The following is a 24,718-nucleotide window of genomic DNA, read 5'->3' as shown; positions in this document are numbered from 1 at the left end:
GTGGGGTCAGCGCGAGCAGGCAGGATCCGTCCAACCGGAAACTGCCTTGGCTTCGAGGAACTCCTCGATGCCCCAGATCCCGCCTTCGCGGGCGCGTCCGGACGCCTTGATGCCGCCGAAAGGAGATCCCGGGGCGCGCGGCCTGCCATTCATCTCCACCATGCCCGAACGCAGCCGGCCCGCGACGCGGCGGCATCGTTCGTCATCGGTCGATTGCACGTAATTGGCCAGCCCATACGGCGTATCGTTCGCGATGGCGATCGCCTCTTCCTCGGTGTCGAACGGAATAATGGAGAGCACAGGGCCGAAGATCTCCTCTCGGGCGATGGTCATCTGGTTGGTCACGTCGGCGAAAACAGTCGGCCGCACGAAGTAGCCGCATTCGTGCGCTTCGGGACGCCCGGGGCCGCCTGCAACAAGTCGCGCGCCCTCCGCCGTGCCTGTCTCGATCATCTCCTGGACTTTCCTGAATTGCGCCGCCGAGGTCAGCGGGCCGAAGAACTTCCCCGGCGCGTGCGCCGCCTCGGCCGCGAAGTTCTCGGCGATTTCCCGGGCCTCGTCGACTACGCGCGCATAGATCGAGCGCTCGACCAGCATGCGGGTAGGGGAGTTGCAGCTTTGACCGGTGTTCTTGAAGCAATGGAGCACCCCGCGTCTCACCGCATCCGCATCGGCGTCGGCAAAGATGAGGTTGGCCCCTTTTCCGCCGAGTTCGAGCACCACTCGCTTGAGTGTCTCGGCGGCGGCTTTCGATATGGCGATGCCAGCGCGGGTCGAGCCGGTGAAGCTGATCATGTCGATATAGGGATGCGACGACAGGCGCGCGCCGACCCCCGTGCCGTCACCGTTCACGAGATTGAACACGCCGCTCGGAAAGCCGGCTTCCTCGATGAACTCGGCAAAGAGCATCGAAGAGAGCGGCGCGATTTCCGATGGTTTCAGCACGACGGTGCATCCGGCCAGCAGTGCGGGCACCACCTTCAGCGTGACCTGATTCATGGGCCAGTTCCATGGTGTGATGAGGCCGGCCACGCCGATCGGCTCCATCAGGATCCGATCGTTGGGTGCATGCGTGCCGATGGAACGTTCGAACGAGAACGTGCGAAACGCGGTAATGAAGTTCCTCATGTGATACGCGCTAGCACCGACATGTTCGGCCCGCGCCATGTCGACGGGCGCCCCCATCTCCAGGCTGATCATCCGCGCCATTTCCGCGGCGCGTCGTTCGTAGATCTCCAGCAGCCGCTCGACCAGCCGAAGCCGCTCGCCCGGCTCGGTGCGACACCAGCCTGCGAAGGCTTGCCTTGCCGCCTGCACCGCGCGGTCGGCATCGATCGTATCGCCGACGGATATCACCGCGCAGGGTTGTTCGGTGGATGGGTCGATCACCGTCAGGTCTTGGGGCCGTGCGGGCATTACCCACTTCCCACCGATATGGAACTGTCTCTTATCAAGCACGTTGTCTCTCGTAGTTTTTGCGTTGCGGCGTACCGATCATGGCCGGGATGCTGCCGATGAATCGAACGGTAGAGCATCGCCTCCTCTTTGTAAATAGGGTTGTATCGTTATCCATAGGATAATTTTCTACGCAAACAACCCGGGGATCACTTTTCCTAAAATTATCCTATGGACAACGTTGAATCCCTATTTACAACCATGAATCGTCCGTCTATGGTTTGACCGACGGCGCTTTCGACCGCAATCACCATTCAGGAGACAACCACCATGACCCACCGCTTCAGCCCCATTTCTCATTTCCGTTCACGCCGCGCCGTATTGGCGCTGGGGGCCGCCATGCTGGCTGGTGCGGCGTTTCCGGCCGCGAGCCAGAGTGCGGCGTGGCCGGCACGGCCCATCCGCCTAGTGGTGGGTTTCGCTCCCGGCGGCGGAACGGACGTGATGGCGCGTGCGATTGCACAGTTGCTGAATGAAGCACTGGGGCAGACAGTGATCGTCGAAAACAAGCCGGGGGCGAGCGGCAACCTGGCGGTCGGCGAAGTCGTGAGGGCGGCGCCGGACGGGTACACGTTTCTGATTGCGCCCACCTCGGTTGAGACGGCCAACCCATATCTGTTCAAGTCGAATCTCGTCCCGTCCCGGGATCTAACGCCCGTCATGGCGATCGGACGCGCCCAGATGTATCTGGTCGCCCGTCCCACGCTTGAGGCCAGGGACGCCAAGCAGTTCATCGCTTTGGCGAAGTCGCAACCGAGCAAGATCACCATCGCGTCGGCCGGTACCGGGACGGCACCGCATCTCGCCGCCGAGCTATTCAACCAGAGCATCGGCACGTCGATCACGCAGGTGCCGTACAAAGGCTCCGCCCCTGCGCTGCAGGATGTGATGGCCGGTCAGACGGACGTCGTATTCGACCCGGGGATTGGCTTCCCCCACATCCGAAGTGGCAAGGTCAAGCTGCTGGCAGTGGCGAGCGAGAGCAGGTCGCCGTTCTTTCCGGACGCACCGTCATACGGGGACCTGGGCATCCGCAATGCGAGTCTTGATGTCTGGTTCGGGGTGTGGTCACCGAATAAGGTCCCGGCCGACATCAGCGAGCGATTTTCTGCGGCGTTAAAGAAGGTGTTGGCCTCGCCAGTGCTCAAGCAACGGTTYGCGCAACTCGGCGCCGAACCGGTGGCACTGGACAAGTTAGCTTTCCGAAACCTGCTGACTGACGAGAGCAGGCGGCTGTCAACGCTGATCAAGGAGCGCGGGATCGTCGTCGAGTAAGCACCTCGGCAGCCTCCCACCTCTGATTGTCCCGGACCCTTGCGGCCCGATTCCATATCAGCTTCCAAACCGGTCATCCGTGGCCGAATGTTCATCGCGGACTACAGCTTCTCCAGGCGGACCGATGTGTATCGGCGTACACGCGCAATGCGGCATTGAACATTTGTTCCGCCGCGATCGGCTACACAAACGGCTATTACCTCGGTACAGACAAGGATCACATGTTTGGGGTGGCGGTCGGCGTCAGGCACAAGTCCTGAGCGCGCCGGGAGACCGGCAAGGAATAGGGGGTGCACGCCCACTACGATGACGGAATGGAGTCATAACTCGGACATCGACCTGGTTCCTGAACACCCGGAGCTTGCGAGGACGTCTGCGAAGGCTCAGGCGTTCTTTGCCCCCTGTCATGGACAACGCTGCGAACTTCGCAGGGGCGCACAAATCCGCATAGGGCGGTCGAGGCGTCGCTTGCGATTCATCGAAGCTTCGACCAGCCCGACATCGTCCGGGCGTGCGCGTTACTGGGGCGTTAGCGACTGAATCCCGATTGGTGCCCCTCATCGGGATAAGGGCATCGACAGGGCCCCTGTTCGCCCCGGCAAGCGCCTAGTCGCCCCCGAGGTTCGCTGCGCCTGCGCCAGCCGGCAGGAGGCGACCCTTCTCCACCATTCCCAATCACGCATCGGAATGGCAGTTCGCAACCGGAAACTAGCCATTCAGTTGTGCCGACATCTGGCGCCAGAAGCGTACTTTGGGCGCATGCGGCTCACATTTCGGTGGCGATCTGCCTGAGCGGGTCAGTCCAGAACTTCAGTATCTCGAGGTCAAGTTTGCCGCGTTGATGTCGTATGGTCTGACTGTCAACGTCCTGCAGGAGGTATTGCCGCTCGATCTTGTGCTGGCAGCCAGCTCGATCCGGCGGCAGGTCACCACGCTCGGTCGCCGGTTGGGAGCGGAACGGGCCGCCGACGCCCGGCAGCAGGCTGAGGTGGCGGCGAACGTCCGCTCGCTCGAGATCCCGGAGCCCAGTCCGGTCCGCGCGGTCGGCATTGTCGGCGGCTACCTTCGGGGGGGCCGGCCACCGGCGCCGCCAGGACGCTGGTTTGAAGTGATCGTCGGGAAGTCCCTGCGGGATCGGGATGGCGGAAATAGTTTTGCCTACGCGCACAAGCTGGAGCGCCGACCGGCCGATCGTATGTGGAACTTCCTGCTACGAGAAGGTGTGCAACCCAGTCAGCCGGTCACCTTCCTGTCGGACGGCGGGGATACCGTACGGTTTGCCCAACTCGGCTTTGGTGACCGCGATGAGTACGTTGTCGATTGGTTCCACATCGCCATGCGGGTACAGAAAATGCGGCTAACCTGTTGTTGAGCGAAATCAAGATGCCTGTCATCCGCGCATCCTAGGATGAATGCGGAAAGCCAGATTTGCGGTGACACCTGTCCCTCGCGGTAAGCTCTAGTGAATTTGGGGCTCATGCGGCTTCTTCAGGGCGGTGGCCAAAGTACGGAGGTATCTCGTGCACTGATACGGTCGATACGCTTAGTGTATTGCTCGCAGCTAGCCCTCACGGGATATGCCTACAGCACCATCCAGTCGGAGGATGCGTGCCATGGTGTCGAAGCGCGTCTCCTTGAGTCTGCGACGGTAAGCGGCGCTCATCTCGGCCAAAGGTAGCTCACCCGAGCCGCAGACCAGATCATTGTTCTGATCCTAGTGCAATGGGTGCCCATGAACGCATAGCGGATGCGCAAACTTGTGGGGGGCAGTGTCACGCGCGCGCTACTGGAGTCGACGACAGTACCAGTGCTGTTGTCGGACTGATTGGCCAGCAGTTGGGGCGTGCTTGGCCGCAGGCTGAACACAATCCAGCAATCCTGAAGGAGATGGCGCATGTACAAGAATATCTCGGTGGCGATCGACGGCAGCCACTGCAGCGATCAGGCCCTGGAAGAGGCGATCGATCTTGCCGGCGCTTGCGGCGCGGAGCTGGAGATTGTTCACGTCATTGACAGTGGATATGAATTGGCAGAGGTGCGGGTAGGCTTGGTCAGGAGGGGGCAGGAACTGCTGACGGCGGCACAGGCGAAGGCCGAAGCCAACAATCTGCACTGCCATGTCGTCCTGGTCGACGACGTCGCGGCGCTCGGTGACATTGCCAATCAGATCCGGCAAGTCGTGGAAGGCAGCCACGCTCGGCTCGTCGTGATCGGCACCCACGGACGTCACGGGGTGACCCGGCTGCTGATGGGCAGTGTAGCTGAAGGGCTTGCACACCAGTGCAAGGTGCCTGTCATGCTTGTGAGGGCACCACAGGAAGCGTGAGCCACGGATGCGGTGCAGTCGGTTCGGCAGGCGACCGGCGAGTCGGCCATCTTGCGAGCCGCGGCGCGGCTGCAGGCGAGCGAGGCGGAAGCTCAGCGCGACCTTCAGCCGGCAGTGGGGAGCAGCGGAGCAGGCACGCATGCAGGGGACGGCAGAGTGGAGGCGCCTGCTGACCAAATTGGAAGCCGCTCTGCGGCGGGCCGGGCGCGCGCAAGCGAACGCGATAGAACCTTGACACTTACCAATTCCGCACGCGCCCCGTATCCGCATGCACGAATTGCTCTTGCGGATAGAATCCCACACCGCCACCGCGCAGCGACAGGGCGGCATCGCGCAGATCCGCCAGCGGCACGCCGGGCAGGCGGATATCGATGGCCTTGCCGTCCATATGCAGGCTATGGGTGGCGACGCCGCCGGCGCCCGTCTTGCGTAGGCGCGCGTTTGTGGCCGGGCTGCGATAGCCTGAGATGACCTGGAAGGGTGCTTCGCAGGATAGTGTCTGCTTCAGGCTGTAGAGCAACGCGAACAGTTGCGGGTCGATCGAACCGACTTCGCCGGAATAGTGATCGCGCAGGAACCGGTTGAGCGCGGCCAGCGCCTCGGGCACGAACTGCTCGCCCACGGCGTAGACGATGGCAATGCGCTCGCCGGTGTGGGTATGGTCGAAGGCGAGGCTGCGGGCAGCCGGCAACGTTGGCAGGGCCGCAAGCGCGGGGTGGGCCGGTAGCGGCAGCAGCATGCCGGCCAGGGCGAGTTCGCCGGTGCGGCGCAGGAAAAGGCGGCGAGGGTCGCTGTGCGGTCCGGTCATCGAACACTCTCCCTTGACTTATTGGCTCAATCTTGCGCGTGTACTAGTCCATGAGGAAGTCCGCAGGTTCGCGGAGCGTTGCCGCAGCGCCTCGTCCAGCACTCGGTCGAGCCCATAGATATCGGAGAAAAAATACACGCGCCCGTCGGCCTTGACGATGACCGTGCCGTACGCGAGCACCACAGGCAGCGGCTGCTGCAAGCGCAGCGTGCTGGATTGCCCTTTGTCCATGGCATCGCGAATGCGCGCTTCAGTCCAGCCTGGCATGTCCTGCAGCACAAAGCTGGCCAGGGCCGCCGGTTCCTCGACCCGGATGCAGCCATGGCTCAGGTCGCGCCGGTCCCGCGTGAACAGCCCGGGCGCGGGCGTGTGATGCAGGTAGATGTTGTCGTTGTTGGGGAAGATGAACTTGATGTCCCCAAGCGCATTCATCGGCCCCGGGCGCTGCCGGATGCGCATCTGCCCGCGCTGGACGGCATCCAGGCTGGCCGCCGACAGCGTGGTCACCGCCTTGCCGTCGGCACCGACGAATTCGAAGCCCTGCCGCTCGAAATAACCGGGGTCGCGCCGCAGCCTGGGCAAGGTCTCCGCACGCGCAATAGAGGGTGGCACGTTCCAGTACGGGCTGAACTCGATGAAACGCATGTCTTCTTTGAAGAGCGGTGTCCGCGTGTCGAGCGCCTTGCCGACGATGACCTTCATCTCCACCTTGACCTGGACGTTACCGTCGTGGACTTCATAGGCGCGCAGCACGAACTCCGGCACGTTGACCACGATCATGCGCGGGCTCTCCAGCAGCGGCGTCCAGCGCAGGCGCTCCAGCGTCAGTTCGATCTGCCGCACGCGGCTGGCGGGCGAGGCATTCAACTGCGCTAGTGTGCTGGCCCCGATAGCGCCATCGGCCTCCAGCCCGTGGCGGGCCTGGAATGCCTTGACACCTTCCACCAGCGCGCCTTCGTAGCGCTCCGGGACGGGCGTGCCCGTGGGCAGGTCGCCCAGCGCGATCAGTCGCTGCGTCAGCACCGGCACGCCAGCGTAGGCCTGGCCATGCGCCAGCTTCTTGCCCGGTAGCGGCGGCAGCGGCGCCTGCCAGGCCGGATCACCTGCCAGCGCCCGGTAACGGGCGAGTGCCTCGCGCAGGGTGCCATACAGGGGAAACGACGGCGCCGCCTGCTGGACGGCCCTCGGCAGGCTGTGCCTGGCGACGGCTGTGCGCAGGTAGGCCGAAGGATCGAACTGCCCATCCGGTGCGGCGGCAAAATTCTCGTGGATCTGACGCGGCTCGACGCGGCCGCCGTGCAGGTCGGACAGGTAGCGCAGCATTGCGCCCGTCAGATCGCCATCAAGCCGCGCCACCGCTTCCGGTGCCAGTGGCGGCCCTTGCGCGGCCTGGTCAAGCGCACGATGCAGGACGTCGGCGTCATAGTCGCGGGGCTCCAGCCCGTCGGCCGCGGCGGCGACCAGGATATCCGCGGCCTGCCGCGCGTCGGCAGTGGGGTGGCCGTGCGAAAACCAGAGCGCGACATCCGTGGCCAGCACTCCCGCATGCCAACTCGAGGCCCATGCGGCCAGCAAGCCCGCCACGATTCTGGGCGTGCCGGCGCGGCGGATCAGCGACACGCCTAGCACCAAGCTGCGCGCCGCCGGCGCGACGCCTATCATCCGCGTTCTGCGCTCATTCAGGGCGCTCGCTGCGGACCATCAGCACAGGCTTGTTGCTCTTGTGCACCACGCCTTCGGAAACGCTGCCCATGATCAGGCGCCGGAAGCCGCGGCGGCCGTGCGTGCCAATTACGATGAGATCCGCACTCCAGCGATCGGCTTCTTCCACGATGGTGGTGGATATCTGCCCGGGGGAAACGGGCTTTTCGAGAATCTTCGTCGTATGCGCGATACCCGCTTCCGACAGGCGCCTGGCGGCGGCTGCCAGCGCATCGCGCCCCACGGCCAGGATGCTCTCCATGAGCTTGTTGGCATCGTAGCTGYCAGTGGAGAAGAAGACATCGCTATCGTCCGCCACGAAGAGCACCTTGACCTCGCTGCCGGTAGCCTTGGCGACGGTGATGGCCTGGCTCAGGGCGAGGTCGGAAGAGTGACTGCCGTCCACCGCGAGCAGTATTCGCTGATACATGGTTCGTGCCTCTTGGCTGGATATAGGGAGGTGTGCGCGCATGGGCGCCGCCGCCATCTGCAGCATAGGGGGCGGGCCAGATGCCGTATTGACCTGCATCAAGACACCGGCAGCAGGCAGGCTAGGCGATGCGCAGTACCGCCGCGCCGGCCAGGCGGCCCGCGCGCAGGTCGGCCAGTGCGGCATTGGCCTGCTCCAGCGGATAGACCGTCGTGGTGGTGCGCAGCGGCGTGGCGCGGGCGATTCGCATCAGTTCCAGCCCGTCGTCGCGCGTGAGGTTGGCCACCGACACGATCGACCGCTCCTCCCATAACAAGCGATAGGGGAAGGCCGGAATATCGCTCATGTGGATGCCACCGCAAACCACGGTGCCGCCCTTGGCGACGGCTTGCAGCGCCATCGGCACCAGCGCACCCACCGGCGCGAAGATCAGCGCGGCATCGAGCGGCTGCGGCGCGGGCTGGTCGCTCGGACCGGTCCAGCAGGCCCCGGTGTCGCGGGCGAGCTGGCAGGCGGCGTCGTCGCCGGGGCGTGTGAAGGCGAAGATCTCGCGCTGCTGGGCTACTGCGATCTGTGCCACCAGGTGGGCGGCCGCGCCAAAACCGTAGATGCCGATAGAACGGACGTCACGGGCGTCTCCCGCCATGCACAGCGTGCGGTAGCCAATCAGGCCCGCGCACAGCAAGGGCGCAGCATGCACGTCGTCGTAGTGCTCCGGGACGGGGAAGCAATAACGGCTGTCGGCCACCACATACTCGGCGTAGCCGCCGTCGCGCGTATAGCCGGTGAACTGCGGCGTATCGCACAGATTTTCGCGATGCGCTGCACAATAGCCGCAGTGCCCGCAGGTCCGACCAAGCCAGGGCACGCCTACCCGGTCTCCGGGGGCGAGGCCCGTCACGCTTGCGCCGCAGGACTCCACCCTGCCAACGATTTCGTGGCCGGGAATCAGCGCCGCCTTAGGGTGCGCGAGTTCGCCGTCGAGAATGTGCAGGTCGGTGCGGCAGACGCCGCAGGTGCTCACGGCAATGCGCACTTCGCCGGGGCCGGGAACCGGCACGGGGACGCGCGCCAAGCGCAGGGCTGGCCCGGTGCCGTCGAAGATCATCGCGCGCATCGTACCTTGCATGTTGCCATCCTCCGCGAACGCCCCCAGAGGCACCCAGCATTCATGCTAGGCGACGCCCGCCGCCGCCGCTTGATTCGCGTCAATGGCGCGCGCCAGGCGGGCGTCCCATACAGTTTCCGATGCCATGATCCGCATCTGCACCGAGCGCGTCCGAGCATACACGCTAGATGCATCCAAGGGCGGCGCGCAGGCGTGTGCGTGCCGGCCATCCGCCGATTTCGCTGATGCTGGAGGTGCATGAAGTACAGCAAGATACTGTTTGCGGTGGACGGCAGCGCTTTGGCCAATCGGGCGCTGGCGGAGGCGCCTCGCCCGGCGACTGCGATAGGCTCCGAGCAGGTGGCGCACGTGATCGATAACAGCTATCTCAGGTATGAGGTGGACTATGTCGACCTGACAGACCTGCGCGCCAGCCTGCTCGAGGGTGGACAGATCCTGCTGGACGAAGCCAAGGCCAAGGCTACGGTCCAGAAGGCGGCATGCAACGCGCCGTTGGCAGAAGGGAGCGCCGGCGCAAGGTCGGCGTAAGCCGAAGTAAGCAAGGGGCATCGGCTTGACCTGAGYCAATAGCCCTATCCAGGCGTTTCCTAGACTGGATACAGGCCTCCCAACCGCGCAGAAATGTCATGGATTACGCCAGCATCATGGTCCATCTGGACACCAGTCCACGAGCGCTGGACCGGCTTGAAATCGCTGCCCGGCTCGCCGTCGCCCGCCATGCACGGCTGATCGGGCTGTTTGCCGGCTTTATGCCTGATGCTGCCTGGTTTTACTTGATGCAGGGGGCTGCGACCTATATCGACGAGGACCGCCAGCGGCGCAGCGATGCACGCGAGGCAGTGCGCCGCCGCTTCGAGGCCGCAACGCAGGACCTTGGGGTGGAAATCGAGTGGCGCGCAGTGGAGGGCGATCCATTGATGATGGCACTGCGCGAGGTGCGCGAGGCCGACCTTGTCGTTGCCGGGCAATACGATCCGGCCGCCCCGGACAGCTTTGTCGCGACCCAGTTCCTGGAAAGCATCATCCTCGATGGGGGGAGGCCGGTCCTTGTCATTCCATTCGCCGGCCGGTTCGCCGTGCCCGGCGCACGTGCCATGGTGGCGTGGGACGGCGGGCGCGAGGCCGCTCGCGCCTTGCATGACGCCATGCCCCTGATCGCCGGTGGYCAGGCCAAGGTGCTTTGTGCGCAAGGCGCGCGCGCGCGGCCCGATGCGAGCCCGCCGAGCCATGCTGTTGCTGCGCTGGCAAGCCATGGCGTCCACGCAGACATCGAACACTGCCAGGAAGGATCGGACATCGCCATCGGCGAGACCTTGCTCTCGCGCGGGGCGGATTTCGGCGCCGATCTGGTGGTGATGGGCGCCTACGGGCGCGGCCGCCTGCGCGAGCTGGTACTGGGCGGTGTCACCGCGGCTTTGCTGGACACCATGACGGTGCCGGTACTGATGTCGCATTAACTGCCGGCACTGCGTCGCCACGATACACAAGCGCACCGGAGAACACGATGAAGAGCGATGCGAAACTCAGGCAGGACGGCCGCGAGGAACTGGAGTGGGTCCCCCAGATTTGTGCCGCGGGCATCGCTGCCCAGGTCAGCGACGACGCCAGCAAGGTCATGTTGTCCGGCACGCTGCGCAACTGGGCCGAGATCCGAGCCGCCCGCGAGACGGCATGGTCCGCACCGCGCGTGACTCAGCTGGTGGCCCGCATGATGGTGGGGCCATGACGCGCACATTGCCGCCTGCCGCCAAGCAGCGGCGCCTGGCATGCCAGGCGCTCGCCGGAGTTGCCGTGCTGTGCTGCACCGCAGGCCTGCCTGCGGCCGCGTGGGCTGGTGCCGCCGACAAGGTCGTGCTGGATGCCGACGAACTCGATGCACTCTGCGAAGCCGTGCTGGCGCGCTTGTACGCACGCAATCCTGGCGCGCGGGCCTTGGCGGGCAAGTCCAGCGGTGTGCTGGTCTTTCCCGATGTGCTGGCCGGTGGCGCAGTGGCAGGCGTGGAGCAGGGTGACGGCATGATGCGCGGCGTGGGCGGAGACAAGGCCTATTACCGGCTCATAGGCGCATCGCTCGGGGTGCAGGCGGGCATGGGATCCAAGGCGGTCGTGCTGGTGTTCCTGACCGAGCAGGCGCTTGAGCGCTTTCGCGCCAGCCAGGGCTGGACCGTGGGTGTGGACGGATCGGTATCGATCCTGAGCCTGGGCATCGGGGCCAGCATAGACAGTAATACCGTGCGGGGTGACATTGTGGGCTTCGTGCTGACCAACAGCGGCATCATGATCAACCTGTCGCTCGTCGGCACGCGGATAACGCGGATCGAGAGCTGAGGAGCCATCGATGGAAAAGATCCTGATCGTTTATTACTCACGCACCGGGACGTCGCGCCAAGCCGCGGAAGAACTGGCTGCGCACACCGGCTGGCCGATCGCGGAAGTCGGCGACCAGGTCAGCCGCGCCGGCTTGCTGGGCGATGCCCGCTGTGTACTGGACGTCCTGTTGCAGCGGCATGTAGGTTACCGCTACGCTGGCCCTTCACTGGACGAGTACCAACAGATTGTCATCGTCGCGCCTGTCTGGGTTGGCCACTTGGCCGCGCCTATGCGCAGCTTCCTGCGTGACAGGCTGCCACTGACCTGTAAGACGTCGGTGGTCTGCGTGATGGCCCGGCAAGGTGGGTTCAATGCGGCAGAGGAAGTTGCCCGCCTGGCCTCGGAGGCGCCGTCACCGGTCATTGCGCTGCGCCAGAGCAATGTGGCCAGCGGGGCAGCGCTGCAGGCGCTGCGTGCCTTCGCGGCACAGGTGGAGGCAGCAAGCGCACGGGCCGACACCGCGCAACGGCCTGCCTGGCTATCGCCCAAGGAAGCCTGACCTGGCAAATCTTACGTCGATGGCACAGCTTGATCCGCATCAGCCAGTTGATCTGGCGTCGCCAATACGCACTACATGGCGCCATTCATCGCTGCCCAACGGCTCCTGCACGCGCCGCTGCCACTCCAGCACCTGAAGGTCGGCGTCGGACGGGTCCCCACCCTGGCGCGCGCGCGCGGCGATGCGTTCGCGCAGGGTAGCCAGGTCGGCACTACAGTCGACGATGGAGAACGCCACGCCCCGGCGCGTGGCCAGCGACGCAAACCGTAGCCGGTGCTCGCGTGCAAGGAAGGTCGCGTCGGCGATCATGGGGAAGCCAGCGGCACTGCCAAGCCGGCAGATTGCTAGTAGTCGCCCGTAGACGCGGGCGGTGTGTTCAGCCGTGTAAAGATCGCCTTGTGAAGCGACTTGCCTATGTGGAAGACGTTTGCGCTCAACGTCCGCGCGCACGCGCACCATGGCTGCGGCCACCGCGATCTGCTGGGCAACGGTGCTCTTGCCGCTGCCCGATAGGCCATGCATGATGGCGATCGCGCCCGGAGGCCGCGTCAGGGTAACGCTGGCCAGCGCAAGCAAATCGACGCAGCGCATCTGCATCGTCGCCATTTCCGCGGCGTTGCTCAACCCCGCCACGCTGCGCTGGTGCTCCCGCTCAAGCAGCACGCGGGCGCGCACCACGGCGCGCAGGGCCGTGTAGAACGGCAATAAAGCCAGGCCGGCATAGTCGCCGGTACACTCCAGGTAGGTATTGATCAGGCGATAGGCAAGATCTTGCCTGYCGGCATGCAGCAGGTCCATGAAGAGAAAAGCGATATCGCTGATCGTGTCGATCCAGCGCAGCCCTGCATCGAATTCGAGGCAGTCGAAAGGCGTAGGGACACCGTCGATCAAGGCGATATTGCCGAGATGCAAGTCGCCATGGCACTCCCTGATATGACCACTCTCCAGCCGCTTCTCAAAGGCGGGGTGCAGCGAAGCGGCCCGCTCGCGCAGCAGCGCCGCCAGGTGTGATGTTGCATCGGTGGCCGAGGCGAGCATGGCAACGCGCGCGATGGCCTGCTCCGCCACCGCCACGATCCGTCCTGGCGTGCCGTGCCCGCTGCTGGCCACTGCTACGGGCGCAGCCAGATGGATCGCGGCAAGCCGATGGGCCAGCGTCTCGATATGCGATGCGGTCAACCGGTCCGACTCTGCCATGCGGCAGAACAGATCTCGCTGACGGAAGCGGTGCATCTTCACCACATACTCCAGCGCTTCGCCAGTGCCTCCTACCCGGACATCCCGCTGGCCAGGGCCCGCCACAATCGGTACCAGGCCGAGGTAGAGCGCCGCCGCCATCCTGCGATTCAACTCCAGTTCGGCTTCGCAATCCGCTTTGCGTGCAGCCAGAGTGGAGAGGTCGACGAAATCCAGGCGCACCGGCTTGCGCACTTTGTAGGCAAAGGCGCCGGCCAGGAACACTTGCGAGATGTGCGTCTCGATGACGCTGACTTTGCCCACGGGATGTGGGTAGGCCGTGGGGCGCATCAACGCTTGCGTGAGTACCGCCGGTTCCATGCCGGGCCCTCCCAGGTGCCTGCCTCCCCGATCGGGCCAGGTCATATGCCCATGCTATGCACGTGGCCGGAATTCGGATTGACGCGGATCAAGTTGGCCGGCGGCGACCCGCCTATATTGAAGCTTGAAGCGGAATGAGGGTTCGGCGCGCGACGCCGCGGACACTTGTTGTCGGGGGTCCATGCGCCTGCGACGGGAGAGAGGCGATGAGGAGGTCCGAAGAAGGTCGGGGTGGCGGCTCCACGCGTTCGCGTGGCCTTGCGGCTTGCCTTGCCGCCATGCTTTGCGCCGGCTGTGCGTCGGAACCGAACTGGCTTCGCCCGCCCAAGCCAAGGGCGGAGGCCACCGTTCGTGGCGATCCCGGCGTTGCCCGCAATGGCGCCGGGGGCGACAAGATCCGGATCACGACACCTGACTTGGCGCAAGCCGCTTGCCCGCTCTCATCGGCTCATTGAGAGGATCCACCTTTCCGTGCCCGGGAGCCTGCGATGTCCAATTTGACCAAAGAGCAGATATCCAGCCTGGTCACTGTGCTGGACAGCAGAGAGCAGAGAATCCGCGGCCAGATGGACGCCGCTGCCGTTTCCCGCACTGTGTCCGCCGAGCGAGAACCGAGCGACGACTCTGATCTCGCCAAGCATGGCACTTCCATGGCGGCGTCGGCGGTGTCGGCGGGAGAGCATGCGCACGTCTTGGGCCGCGGCAGGCCCGCCGCCGCGCATATGGCCGCCAATACCCGCTCGCTGACGGCAATGCAAGTGCTACTCAAGCGCACCATGCAAGTCCCACTGCAGGCCCCTAGATCCGGTCCAGTGCGTCAAGATCCATCAGGGTCACGCGTTTTCCCTTGACATCGATGAGGCCGTCGCGCTGGAAGCGCGACAAGGTGCGGCTGACGGTCTCGAGCTTCATGCCCAGGTAGCTGCCGATCTCTTCGCGCGTCATGCGCAGCGTGAGTTCGCGGCGGGAGTAGCCGCGCACCTGCTGGCGGTCCGAGATATTGAGCAGGAATGCCGCCACGCGCTGCTCCGCGGACAGGCTGGCGAGCAGGAGCATGACGCCCGATTCGCGCACGATTTCGCTGCTTAGCATCCGGTGCACATGCTGTTGCAGCGAACGCATTTCGCGGCAGAGTGCTTCGAGCAGATGGAAGGGAATCACGCATACCGCGCTGTCTTCCAGGGCGATGGCATCGCAGGCGTGCCGCTCGGTGCAGATGCCGTCGAGCCCGAGCGTCTCGCCGGTGAGGAAGAAGCCGCTCACCTGCTCGCATCCGTTCTGGTGGGACACCACCGTCTTGAATGATCCGGAACGCAGGGCATAGATGCTCTGGAACGCGTCGCCGGCACGGTAGAGCGCTTCGCCGCGCCGCACCATGCGCCAGTTATGGATCACGGTATCCAGCCTAGTGCGATCCGCGTCGTTCAGGTTGCCACCCATGCAGATGGCGCGCATTGCGCAGCTGGAGCAATTTGCCTTGCGGGTCACACCTGCTGGCGGCGCGGTGTCCCTGTACATGGACAGGGACTCAAGGACTTCAGCACCGATGGGGGCGACAGGCATTGCCGCCGGTGTTGCCCGCTGCAGATACTCTGACATGGTTGCTTCCTTTGTCTCCTGGGCCCAGCCGGTCCGACTGGCCGCTGTTGTGGTTCGCCCTCGCTGCCGGCACCAAGCGCGGCGCTAGAGCCCCGCGCTGGCTATGCCGCTGTGGACTCCTGGACCGTACCCGTCGCCGCGCTCTTGTCCGCTGCCAGGCGGAGCAGGGCGCGGCGCAGCGCGTCGCACTCCGTGGTCTTGTCGAAAAAGAGCGATGCACCGGCCTGCAGGTAGGCACTACGCATCGGCGGCACCGAGCAGTTGCTAAGTACGACCACCGTTACGTGGCGACGCATCCGCTTCAGGTCCTGCAGCACGTTCAGCCAGGATCTTTCGTGCCGGTTCAGGCTGAGAATGACGACATCGGGCAGAAGGATCTGTGCTGCCAGCAGGGCCGCGCACGCATCCCGGGCCAATGCGAGCAGTTCCAACTCTTTGATCGATCTCAACATCCTGGTCTGCCGCGCGCCGATCAGGGTAGAGTCCTCGAGCAGCAGTACAGTCAGGAGGTCGGGGCGGGCCGGGTGGTTCATGCTTCCGAGTATGGTTAATGGCGGGGCCTCTCGAAAGAAGGGGCGGCTGAGAGTGTCGTCGGGAAAGAGAGCCTCCTTGTCAGGAAAGCCTGACAAGGGTCATCGGCTATCCGGCTGATGGCGCCAGATGCTTCCGTCTCGCAAAATTACAGGCGCATCACAATTTGCGTGTGCATTTTGCGCGGATAGCCTACCTTAACAGGAGAGTCTCCGGCGGCCCCCGGCAGGACTTGCCGAGGATCCAGAAGCACTCCGTGACCAGCCATGGCGATCAAAGAGCCTCCTTCACCGAATCTGCCTTCTGCGGCGAAGACATCGCTTCATGCCAAGCTTGGCGAACTGGCGGTGGGCGGCACCGTGCTCTTGCTGTTGATGTCGCTGGCGCTGTGTTTTATCACCGCGCTTGCCCCACGGCCTGGGGGCCTGGCCGCGCCGATGCTCGGCGCCTGGGGACTGGCCGTGGCCGTGATGCTGTCCCTGCTGCTGGTGCGCTTGCGGCGGCTGCAGCGTGACGCAGAAGAGAACCTGGCGCGTACCCAGGGCAGCGAAGCCCGGCTGGCAGGGATCATCCGCTCGTCAATGGAAGCGATCATCACGGTGGACGAAGGCCAGCGAATCGTGTTGTTCAACCCCATGGCGGAGCATTTGTTTGGCTATGCCGCCGCGGACATGATGGGCCGCCCTCTGGCGGACCTGATTCCGGCGCGTTTCCGCTTGGCCCATGAGACGCACGTGCGCCGGTTCGGCGTCACTGGGGTCACGGACCGGCAGATGGGCCAGCAGCGGGTACTGCATGCGCTGCGGCAGGACGGCACGGAGTTTCCCATCGAAGCTTCCATTTCCCAGATGCAGGAGGGCGGCGGCAAGCTGTTTACCGTTATCCTGCGGGACACGACGGAGCGGGTGCGGGCGGAGACGGCCTTGCGGCAGTCGCGGGAGGAGCTTCAGCAACTGTCCGACCGGGTCGAGGCTTCGCGGGAAGAGGAACGTCGCCGTATCGCCCGCGAATTGCACGACGACCTCGGCCAGCGCCTGAGCGCGCTGAAAATGGACCTTGCTCTTCTCGCCAGCGACCTCAAGGACGCTGGAACCGCGCCCGGCTTACTGGACCAAGCTGCAGCCATGCACCTTGTCATTGACGAAACCGTGGCTTCGGTGCGGCGCATCGCCGCGGACCTACGCCCGGCCTTGCTGGACGAGCTTGGCCTGATTCCCGCGATCGAATGGCTGGCGAAGGAATTCTCCGCACGCTACGGCATCACTGTCATCACCCATGCCGCCGAGGAGGAAGACGTCGGCGAGCAGGCGGCCATCGCGGTGTTCCGTATCGTGCAGGAGGCGCTCAGCAATGTCGTGCAGCATGCTCAGGCCGACCGTGTCGATATCGAGCTGGTTCGCCAGGAGGAACATTACGAGCTGACAGTGCGGGACAACGGCCGCGGCAATCTCCCCAGGCAACCTGCCGGTGGCGAGCGGGTATCGCTTGGGCTGGTCGGGATCCGGGAGCGCGCACGGCTGCTTCGCGGCACCGTGGCGACCAGGCAAGCGCCTGGCGAAGGCTTCTGCCTGACCGTGTGTTTCCCATTGACCACGACTGCGAGCGCGGAGGCAAGTCCATGATTCCCGTGATGATCGCCGACGATCACGCCGTGGTGCGCGACGGGCTGCGCCATATCCTGAGCCGCGCGGGCGGCTTCGATGTGGTGGGCGAGGCGGTGGATGGCACCGCCGTGCTCCAGATGGCGCGCGAGTGCAAGCCCCGCGTGCTCTTGCTGGACCTCTCCATGCCGGGGCGCAGCGGGCTGGAGCTGATCAAGCAGTTGCGCGTCGAGCAGCCCGCACTGCGTATCCTGGTACTGACTATGCATGCCGAGGAGCAGTACGTGGTGCGTGCGTTCCGGGCTGGGGCGGCGGGCTACCTGACCAAGGAAAGCGCCGCCACGGAACTGGTCAGCGCCATCAGCAAGGTCGCTGCGGGCGGCACCTACGTCAGCCCGGCAATGGCCGAGAAGCTGGCCAACAGCCTGCAGGACGAACATCTCGAGGATCCCCACCTACACTTGTCGGACCGCGAGATGGAGGTCTATCGACGCCTGGTGCTGGGCGAGCCGTTGACTGAGATCGCCGCCGGCCTGTGCGTGAGCGCCAAGACAGTGAGCACCTACAAGATGCGGCTGATGGAAAAGCTGCAGGTGCCCAGCGAGGCGGCGCTGGTGCGCTATGCGATCCGCCATCGCCTGTTCGGCGAAGGCGACCTCTAGACCAGCCCTGGCCCCCGACGACGTCTCGCTGTCCGTCGACGCCGCGCTTGATCTGAGACAAGGCGCGTCAAGCATGCTGTGCCACCATGAAGTGGAGGTCCGCGCCTCATGCGGACCCGTCACTCCAAGGAGGCGACAAATGAGCAATCTGAGGATCTACGATCCGCTGTCGATCGAACCGGTTGGCGACATGCTGCAAGGCATGTTGCGCGCGTTTCGCGGCAACTACGAAGGGGGCTTCGCATTCAAGGTCGATGTGACCGAGACCGACAAGGCCTACAACCTGGTCGCGGAGATCCCCGGCGCCAGGAAGGAAGATATCGAAGTGTCCGTCGATCGCGGCACGGTGATGATTTCGGCCAAGGTGGAGAAGTCTTCCGAGCAGAAGGAAGGCGAGCGGGTGATCCGGCGCGAGCGCTACAGTGGCTCGATGCAACGGGTCTTTACGCTGGACAGTTCCGTGGACGAGGGCAAGGTGGATGCCAGCTACGAGAACGGCGTCCTTCGCGTGGTACTGCCCAAGAAGGAAGCCTCGCCGCAGCAGCGCGTGACGATCCGCTGACCCGGTGTTTTCCGGGTCCGCCCACGGGCGTGCTGGCCAATACAGCCAATACACGGAGCACATCATGGACTACCGAACCGTGCTGGTCGCGCTCGGAGCGGATCCCGATTGCGCATCGCGCGTCAGGATGGCCGCCGACCTGGCAGCCTCTTTTGGCGCGCATATCAATGGCGTCAGCGCCACCGGCCTGCGCATGGACCCGATCCGGGGTGTTGGCGATGACGCTGTGCGGTATATGGCGGCGTCCCGCCACAGGCTGCTGTCGCAGACAGCACGGCAGGGCGAAATCCTGAGCGAAGTCATGGCAGCGCATGCGCCGGGCGTGCCTTTTTCGCACCGCGTGGTGGAAGAGGAGACCGGCTGGGTCCTGGCGCGGGAGGCCCGCGTGGCCGACCTGGCAGTGATGGCGCGACCTGTGGCAACGCAGGAAGTGGCATCCCTGGGCGCCGGGGAGGCCGAGTACGTGCTGCTCAATGCCGGTCGCCCGGTGTTGCTGGTGCCGCCGGAGTATCGGCGGCTGCATGGCGGGCACGTGGCAATCGCATGGGACGGGCAGCGTGAGGCGGCCAGGGCCGTGGCCGATGCCATGCCTCTGCTGCTGCGCGCCAGCCACGTCACCATCGTCGGAGTCTGGGACGATCGCGGCGAACCGCAGGCAGACTCGGAGCCGGTGGCTGGTTTGCGGCATTACCTGCAGCGCCACGGCATCGTGGCCGGCGTGCGCAACGAGCAGAAAGCGTGGCCGGTCGGCTCCACCCTCCTTGACGTGGTTAGGACACTGGGGGCCGACATGCTGGTGGCCGGGGGGTACGGGCACTCGCGCATGCGCGAACTGATCATGGGCGGCACCACGCGCACGCTGATGCACCATGCGCCGGTGCCACTGCTGTTGTCGCACTGACGGAGCGCCCCATGCAGTTGCAATTTCTCGGCGCGACAGATACGGTCACGGGATCCAAATATGTGCTCGACACTGGACGCAGCCGTGTGATGGTGGACTGCGGGCTGTTCCAGGGCTACAAGGCGCTGCGCCTGCGCAACTGGGACCGCTTGCCGGTCGATCCGTCCAGGCTCGACGCGGTGGTGCTGACGCACGCGCATATCGATCATAGCGGATACCTGCCATTGCTGGTTCGCAACGGCTTTCGGGGACGGGTGTTCTGCACCATGGGCACCGCGCAGCTGTGCCAGATCCTGCTGCCAGACAGCGCGCACCTGGCGGAGGAGGATGCGCAATACGCCAACCGCAAGGGCTTCTCGCGGCATCAGCCGGCGTTGCCGCTCTACGACGGCGCGGACGCCGTGCGCGCCTTGCGCCGGCTCGATCCGCTCCACTACGACACGCGGGTAAGGGTGACGCCCGACGTGGAGGTGGAGTTTCATCGCGCCGGACACATCATTGGCTCGGCCATCGTGACGCTGCACGTGGACGGCAAGCGGATCGTTTTCTCCGGCGACCTGGGGCGGCAGCAGGACATCGTGATGCGCGCACCTGAGATCGTCCGCGAAGCGGATCACCTGCTGGTGGAATCCACCTATGGCGACCGCGCCCATTCCGCAGACGATCCGCTCGACAGGCTGGGTGAAATCGTCAGCCGCACCATCGGCCGCGGCGGCAGCGTGGTGATTCCTGCGTTTGCCGTCGGGCGCACCCAGGCGCTGCTGTACTGCCTCTACAAGCTGCGCCAGMAAAATCGCATTCCGCACGTGCCGGTCTACCTCAACAGCCCGATGGCCATCGACGCCACCACGGTCTTTGCCTTGCACCCCGACGAACTTTGGATCGACCGCGCCGCCTGCACGGCAGCGTGCAACCTGGCCATCCTGGTGCAGAGCATGCAGCAGTCCGTCTGGCTGAACCATGACCGCGCGCCCAAGATCATCCTGGCCGGCAGCGGCATGGCAACCGGCGGCCGGGTGGTGCATCACCTGGAGACATATGGCCAGGACGCGCGCAACACGATATTGCTGTCCGGCTTCCAGGCCGCCGGTACCCGCGGCGCAATGCTAGCCTCGGGCATGCGCGATCTGCGGATCCACGGCAAGCGGGTTGCCATCCAGGCTTCGGTGGAGCAAATCACCTCGCTTTCGGCGCATGCGGACGCCAACGAACTGATGACATGGCTTGGCGGCTTCGGTGGCCCGCCACGGCAGACCTTCGTGGTGCACGGCGAGCCAGCTGCGAGCGACGCCCTGCGGCAGCGGATCGAGCGGGAGCTGCGCTGGCCGGTCACGATGCCGGAGTATCTTCGTTCATATTCGCTGGACTAGCCAACGGAGGAACGGGAATGATGAAAAATGGCTCGCAAGACTGTGTCACACCACGACACTTGCAACTGTTAGGTGCGATCGTCCAGTGGGGGTTCCGTCGCGCCCCGCGATCAGCGAAAGATCGCCAGGGCGCATGACACCTAGGGGAAACCTAATTTGAACAGGAGAACCCGATGATCAGCATGAAGGCAGCGGTCTTTATCGAGCCCGGACRGATTGTCCTGCAAGACAAGCCAGTGCCGGATATCGGCGCGACTGACGCGCTGGTCCGTATCACTACCACCACCMTCTGCGGTACGGACATTCATATCCTGAAAGGTGAGTATCCGGTCAAGCCCGGCCTGACCATCGGGCACGAGCCCGTGGGCGTGATCGAAAAACTCGGCAGGGAAGTCCAGGGATACCGGGAAGGGCAGCGCGTGATYGCCGGGGCGATCTGCCCCAGCTTCCATTCCTATGCTTGCCAGGACGGGCTACCTTCACARGACGGCCAGTCGCACGGACATGGCTACAAGCCGGCCGGTGGCTGGCGCTTCGGCAATACCATCGAYGGTACGCAGGCGGAGTACGTGCTTGTGCCCGATGCGCAGGCGAACCTTGCTCCCGTCCCCGACGGCCTGAGCGACGAGCAGGTGTTGATGTGTCCGGACATCATGTCCACCGGTTTTGCCGGCGCCGAGAATGCGGGCATCAAGATCGGCGATATGGTTGCGGTGTTCGCGCAGGGGCCGATCGGCCTGTGCGCGACGGCGGGCGCGCGGTTGCGCGGCGCGGCCCTGATCATCGCGGTAGAYGGCATCGACACGCGACTGCGCATGGCCAAGGAGATGGGTGCGGATATAACGATCAATTTCCATCAGGTCGATGTGGTCGACGAGATMCTGAAACTGACCGGTGGCCGGGGCGTCGATGCGGCCATCGAGGCGCTGGGCACGCAAGGGACCTTCGAGRCCGCGTTGCGTGTGCTCAAGCCGGGAGGCACGCTGTCAAGCCTGGGCGTCTATTCAAGCGACCTGCGCATCCCACTTGACGCTTTCCATGGCGGCCTTGGCGATAATCGCATCCTGACGGCGCTGTGTCCCGGTGGCAAGGAACGGATGCGCCGCCTGATGCAGGTCATTCAGAGCGACAGGTTGAATCTCGGGCCGCTCGTCACGCATCGGTTCAAGCTTGATCAGATCGAATCGGCGTACGAGTTGTTCGCCAATCAGCGCGATGGCGTGCTGAAGGTAGCCATCACGCCTTGAACACTGCCGCACGCCGTGGGTGCGGTGCGCGCGGGCTCGCATCGCAACGGTCTCCCTACGGCTCCAGCACATATCTCCCGAGTGCGTCGGCGAGCGCGCCGTGCGCTGCGTCGCACGCGAGGATCCGACCAGTGGAGTGCGACGGCGGCCTTGCTGGTGCTCTCAAAAAAACTCGAGGCGATTTTGCACAAAGGCGAGGACGAATGATCGGCCTCGAAGATCGCCAATTCGTGGCCCAGAACATCCGCGTGGCGCACACCGATGGCGCGCGGTTGCGTCTGGCGTGCGAGACCGCCGGCATCGACCTGCGCACGCTGCAGCGATGGAAGGCTGGCGAAGGTCTCACCTCGGGCGATCGCAGGCCAGACGCAGCGCGTCCGGCACCTGCGCATGCCTTGAGCCCAGCCGAGCGCGCAGCACTGTTGAGCGTAGCCAACGAGGCGCGCTTTGCTGATATGCCGCCAGCGCGCATCGTGCCCATGCTGGCCGACGAAGGTGTGTACATTGCCAGCGAGTCGAGCTTTGCTCGCGTGCTGCGTGAACACGGCCAGACCGAGCACCGCGGTCGAGCCAAGGCCCCCAAGGTCGTCCGGCCGCCGACCACGCACATCGCCACGGCGCCGCGCCAGGTCTGGTGCTGGGATCTGACCTACCTGCCGGCCACCGTGATCGGGCAATGGTTCCACCTGTATCTGATTCTGGACCTCTACAGCAAGATCGTAGGCTGGGAGGTGCACGACAGCGACGACTCGCTGCACGCCCCGCACCTGGTGCGCCGCACGGCGCTGGCCGAGGGCATCGCCACCATGCCCGTCAAGCCAGTGCTGCACGGCGATAACGGTGCCACGCTCAAGGCCACGACCGTGCTGGCCATGCTGTACTGGCTGGGTGTGAAGCCCTCATACTCCCGGCCGCGCGTGAGCGACGACAACGCCTATGCCGAGTCGCTGTTCCGAACCGCCAAGTATCGGCCAGAGTTCCCTGTCAATGGCTTCGTCGATCTGGACGCAGCCCGGGCCTGGGCGACCCACTTCGTGCGTTGGTACAACGTTGACCACCGTCATAGCGGCATCCGCTATGTCAGCCCATCGCAGCGGCACGTCGGCGATGACCGGAAGATTCTCGCGGCTCGGCATGAAGTCTACCTTCAGGCCCGCGAACGCCACCCGGCTCGCTGGTCAGGCAGCACGCGTGACTGGACGCCCGTCGGCGCCGTGACGCTTAACCCTGAGCGGGACTCGGTGGTGGCCATGGCGTCACAGACAAAAGAAATACAGCCGTTGGCTGCATGACTGAGGCGACACCCATTAGCGGGCTGCAGTTTCTTCGAGCCGAACTACGAGGCCGGGCCCAAGTCGGTCCGCTGGAAGATCTGGCTGAAAGACGAGCCCGAGTTTGCGATCGCCGGCCTGTGGTGCGACTGGGTAGACGAAGGCGGCAGCCAGCTGTTCAGCTTCACCATGCTGACCATCAATTCGGACAAGCACCCGCTGATGAACCGCTTCCACGCCCCGGGCAAGGAAAAACGGATGATCGTGATCGTGATCGTGATCGTGCCGCGGCCGGAGTGGGATGACTGGCTGACGTGCCGGGATCCGGAGTGGACACGCAGCTTCATGCAGCCCTACCCGGCCGAGCTCATGGATGCCGAGGCAACGCCACGAGCCCCAAGGGCAGACGTGGACGCATAGTGGCGCCATGTCAGACAACGCCCCATTGTGGATGACGCAAGGCCGGCCAACACTGAAGGAAACCAGTACGGGAGATCTAGATGCCCGGGAATTCAAATTTCCATGTATTGCCGTATGGCGATGGCTGGGCTATTAAACGCGAGGGTTCCATCGGCATCCGTTCGCGCCACGATAGCCAGGCGGATGCGATCACCGCCGGTGTCCAGCTTGCGGCACAAGAGGCCGTCGAGCTGCTTGTACATGACCGTGATGGTCAGATCTGCACCACATCGAGACAGCATTAACTAGCCGCCCCGCGCGGCCCCCTCTTCAGCGGCTCTATCCGGCCGACGGCAAGGCCGCCGAGGCCGCGCCAGTCGCCCGCAACGCGGATCACAGCGCCATCCCAAGAGCCGATGGCGATCCATCAGCCTCAGTATTGTTCTGACACCAGCTCACTGGAAATGGCCCTTGAGTCTTCACTGCTCCTGTCTACCTCCCCCGGTCAGTGGCTTCTTTTTGCCTGCGGCAAGCGGAATCCGAACCGGATCCAATGTAAAGCGATAATGTAAAGTGGTCGGGCCGGAACGGTACCGTACCGACAGGCTGTTGGCGCCCCCTTACAGTTGCGGCAGACTTGGTCCCCCACTTCGGAGGATGTGCCTTCCACGCGAAGGCCGGCCGCACCGCATCCACTACCGAACTGCGGAGGGACCCGTCGCAAACAGCCTGTTTGGAGGGTGTATGCAAGCCCAGAATAAAACACAGAGTGTGGTCCTCTATTCCGACGCGGCGGRTGGTTGGTACTTCGCAGAGATTGACGGGATAGCCGTCTATCGCTTCGGCCCCTTCGAGTCACGCAAGATTGTCGAAGACCTCGTGCCGGTTCTTTTCCCCGAAGCTCCGGTGTTGGCATTGCTGGATCCACTGACCTCAGCCGATGACAACGCCATAATGATCCTTGCCAATGGTGGTCGGGTATCAGAAATCTCCAGCGAACACGCCACGTTGGCGGCGCTCCGGGA

24 protein-coding genes and 2 pseudogenes are annotated in these 24,718 nt (G+C 64.6%); 18 read left to right on the top strand and 8 right to left on the bottom strand.

Going from position 1 to position 24,718, the window contains the following annotated elements:
• Positions 1 to 6 precede the first annotated feature (6 nt).
• Positions 7 to 1,458, bottom strand: a complete 1,452-nt coding sequence (locus tag AC1DO7_RS13150; protein ID WP_477116218.1) for an aldehyde dehydrogenase family protein — start codon at positions 1,456 to 1,458, stop codon at positions 7 to 9.
• A 267-nt stretch (positions 1,459 to 1,725) separates the two neighbouring features.
• Between AC1DO7_RS13150 and AC1DO7_RS13145 the strand changes: the two genes are divergently transcribed.
• The 3 genes and pseudogenes from AC1DO7_RS13145 (at position 1,726) to AC1DO7_RS13135 (ending at position 5,056) form a co-directional block, all read left to right on the top strand.
• Positions 1,726 to 2,730 (top strand): Bug family tripartite tricarboxylate transporter substrate binding protein, encoded by a 1,005-nt coding sequence (locus tag AC1DO7_RS13145; RefSeq protein ID WP_441620457.1) that lies wholly within the window; start codon positions 1,726 to 1,728, stop codon positions 2,728 to 2,730.
• Between the two features lie 784 nt (positions 2,731 to 3,514).
• Positions 3,515 to 4,084: pseudogene (locus AC1DO7_RS13140) on the top strand (ISKra4-like element ISBte1 family transposase); the annotation flags it as partial.
• 540 nt (positions 4,085 to 4,624) lie between these two features.
• Positions 4,625 to 5,056, top strand: a complete 432-nt coding sequence (locus tag AC1DO7_RS13135) for a universal stress protein (protein WP_441620455.1) — start codon at positions 4,625 to 4,627, stop codon at positions 5,054 to 5,056.
• Between the two features lie 238 nt (positions 5,057 to 5,294).
• On the opposite strand, the gene mepK is transcribed toward AC1DO7_RS13135, so the two are convergent.
• The 4 genes from mepK to AC1DO7_RS13115 all read right to left on the bottom strand — a co-directional run bounded on the left by mepK (position 5,295) and on the right by AC1DO7_RS13115 (position 9,124).
• Complete coding sequence (gene mepK, locus AC1DO7_RS13130) at positions 5,295 to 5,864, bottom strand: peptidoglycan L,D-endopeptidase MepK (RefSeq protein ID WP_441620453.1); 570 nt, start codon at positions 5,862 to 5,864, stop codon at positions 5,295 to 5,297.
• Positions 5,865 to 5,882: 18 nt separating this feature from the next.
• The gene (locus AC1DO7_RS13125) at positions 5,883 to 7,526 is read right to left on the bottom strand and encodes a L,D-transpeptidase family protein (RefSeq protein ID WP_441620451.1); all 1,644 of its coding nucleotides are present in this window, start codon (positions 7,524 to 7,526) and stop codon (positions 5,883 to 5,885) included.
• Positions 7,527 to 7,539: 13 nt separating this feature from the next.
• On the bottom strand, positions 7,540 to 7,995 hold the full coding sequence (locus AC1DO7_RS13120; protein ID WP_477116217.1) for a universal stress protein: 456 nt from the start codon (positions 7,993 to 7,995) through the stop codon (positions 7,540 to 7,542).
• 121 nt (positions 7,996 to 8,116) lie between these two features.
• Entirely contained in the window at positions 8,117 to 9,124 is a 1,008-nt protein-coding gene (locus AC1DO7_RS13115) for a zinc-dependent alcohol dehydrogenase family protein (RefSeq protein WP_441620447.1), read from the bottom strand.
• 237 nt (positions 9,125 to 9,361) lie between these two features.
• On the opposite strand from AC1DO7_RS13115, the gene AC1DO7_RS13110 reads away from it, so the two are divergent.
• From AC1DO7_RS13110 to AC1DO7_RS13090, 5 genes are all read left to right on the top strand, one after another.
• Positions 9,362 to 9,652: a hypothetical protein gene (locus AC1DO7_RS13110; RefSeq protein ID WP_441620445.1), complete on the top strand. Its 291-nt coding sequence runs from the start codon at positions 9,362 to 9,364 to the stop codon at positions 9,650 to 9,652.
• Positions 9,653 to 9,750: 98 nt separating this feature from the next.
• Positions 9,751 to 10,581: a universal stress protein gene (locus AC1DO7_RS13105; RefSeq protein WP_441620443.1), complete on the top strand. Its 831-nt coding sequence runs from the start codon at positions 9,751 to 9,753 to the stop codon at positions 10,579 to 10,581.
• 47 nt (positions 10,582 to 10,628) lie between these two features.
• Positions 10,629 to 10,850 (top strand): BON domain-containing protein, encoded by a 222-nt coding sequence (locus AC1DO7_RS13100; RefSeq protein ID WP_441620441.1) that lies wholly within the window; start codon positions 10,629 to 10,631, stop codon positions 10,848 to 10,850.
• Complete coding sequence (locus tag AC1DO7_RS13095; RefSeq protein WP_441620440.1) at positions 10,847 to 11,452, top strand: lipid-binding SYLF domain-containing protein; 606 nt, start codon at positions 10,847 to 10,849, stop codon at positions 11,450 to 11,452. The genes AC1DO7_RS13100 and AC1DO7_RS13095 overlap by 4 nt, the downstream gene beginning before the upstream one ends.
• Positions 11,453 to 11,462: 10 nt before the next feature.
• Entirely contained in the window at positions 11,463 to 11,993 is a 531-nt protein-coding gene (locus tag AC1DO7_RS13090) for a flavodoxin family protein (protein WP_441620438.1), read from the top strand.
• A gap of 39 nt (positions 11,994 to 12,032) precedes the next feature.
• Here AC1DO7_RS13090 and AC1DO7_RS13085 read toward each other — a convergent pair whose 3' ends face one another.
• From AC1DO7_RS13085 to AC1DO7_RS13075, 3 genes are all read right to left on the bottom strand, one after another.
• Positions 12,033 to 13,550, bottom strand: a complete 1,518-nt coding sequence (locus AC1DO7_RS13085; protein WP_477116216.1) for a bifunctional aminoglycoside phosphotransferase/ATP-binding protein — start codon at positions 13,548 to 13,550, stop codon at positions 12,033 to 12,035.
• A gap of 798 nt (positions 13,551 to 14,348) precedes the next feature.
• Positions 14,349 to 15,068: a fumarate/nitrate reduction transcriptional regulator Fnr gene (fnr, locus tag AC1DO7_RS13080; RefSeq protein WP_441620487.1), complete on the bottom strand. Its 720-nt coding sequence runs from the start codon at positions 15,066 to 15,068 to the stop codon at positions 14,349 to 14,351.
• A gap of 182 nt (positions 15,069 to 15,250) precedes the next feature.
• The gene (locus AC1DO7_RS13075) at positions 15,251 to 15,682 is read right to left on the bottom strand and encodes a response regulator (RefSeq protein WP_441620434.1); all 432 of its coding nucleotides are present in this window, start codon (positions 15,680 to 15,682) and stop codon (positions 15,251 to 15,253) included.
• A 264-nt stretch (positions 15,683 to 15,946) separates the two neighbouring features.
• On the opposite strand from AC1DO7_RS13075, the gene AC1DO7_RS13070 reads away from it, so the two are divergent.
• The 10 genes and pseudogenes from AC1DO7_RS13070 to AC1DO7_RS13025 form a co-directional block, all read left to right on the top strand.
• On the top strand, positions 15,947 to 17,302 hold the full coding sequence (locus AC1DO7_RS13070; protein WP_441620432.1) for a PAS domain-containing sensor histidine kinase: 1,356 nt from the start codon (positions 15,947 to 15,949) through the stop codon (positions 17,300 to 17,302).
• Entirely contained in the window at positions 17,299 to 17,943 is a 645-nt protein-coding gene (locus AC1DO7_RS13065) for a response regulator (protein WP_441620430.1), read from the top strand. The genes AC1DO7_RS13070 and AC1DO7_RS13065 overlap by 4 nt, the downstream gene beginning before the upstream one ends.
• Before the next feature lie 139 nt (positions 17,944 to 18,082).
• Positions 18,083 to 18,505, top strand: a complete 423-nt coding sequence (locus AC1DO7_RS13060; RefSeq protein WP_441620428.1) for an Hsp20/alpha crystallin family protein — start codon at positions 18,083 to 18,085, stop codon at positions 18,503 to 18,505.
• A 64-nt stretch (positions 18,506 to 18,569) separates the two neighbouring features.
• Positions 18,570 to 19,406 carry a universal stress protein gene (locus AC1DO7_RS13055; protein ID WP_441620426.1) on the top strand — a complete coding sequence of 279 codons (837 nt, stop codon included), beginning with the start codon at positions 18,570 to 18,572 and terminating at the stop codon, positions 19,404 to 19,406.
• A gap of 11 nt (positions 19,407 to 19,417) precedes the next feature.
• Entirely contained in the window at positions 19,418 to 20,776 is a 1,359-nt protein-coding gene (locus AC1DO7_RS13050; protein WP_477116215.1) for an MBL fold metallo-hydrolase RNA specificity domain-containing protein, read from the top strand.
• Between the two features lie 173 nt (positions 20,777 to 20,949).
• Positions 20,950 to 22,023, top strand: a complete 1,074-nt coding sequence (locus AC1DO7_RS13045; protein ID WP_477116214.1) for an NAD(P)-dependent alcohol dehydrogenase — start codon at positions 20,950 to 20,952, stop codon at positions 22,021 to 22,023.
• A gap of 84 nt (positions 22,024 to 22,107) precedes the next feature.
• Positions 22,108 to 23,315, top strand: a pseudogene (locus tag AC1DO7_RS13040) (DDE-type integrase/transposase/recombinase); the annotation flags it as partial.
• On the top strand, positions 23,316 to 23,714 hold the full coding sequence (locus AC1DO7_RS13035) for an SOS response-associated peptidase family protein (protein WP_441650481.1): 399 nt from the start codon (positions 23,316 to 23,318) through the stop codon (positions 23,712 to 23,714).
• 80 nt (positions 23,715 to 23,794) lie between these two features.
• Positions 23,795 to 23,998, top strand: coding sequence for a DUF2188 domain-containing protein (locus AC1DO7_RS13030; protein WP_441650479.1), 204 nt, complete (start codon positions 23,795 to 23,797; stop codon positions 23,996 to 23,998).
• 439 nt (positions 23,999 to 24,437) lie between these two features.
• A partial coding sequence (locus AC1DO7_RS13025; protein ID WP_477116213.1) for a hypothetical protein occupies positions 24,438 to 24,718 on the top strand: 281 nt, incomplete at its 3' end.

The sequence above is a fragment of the Cupriavidus sp. 05N40 genome, assembly GCF_056397305.1.
This window is presented reverse-complemented; position numbering and strand designations above follow the sequence as displayed.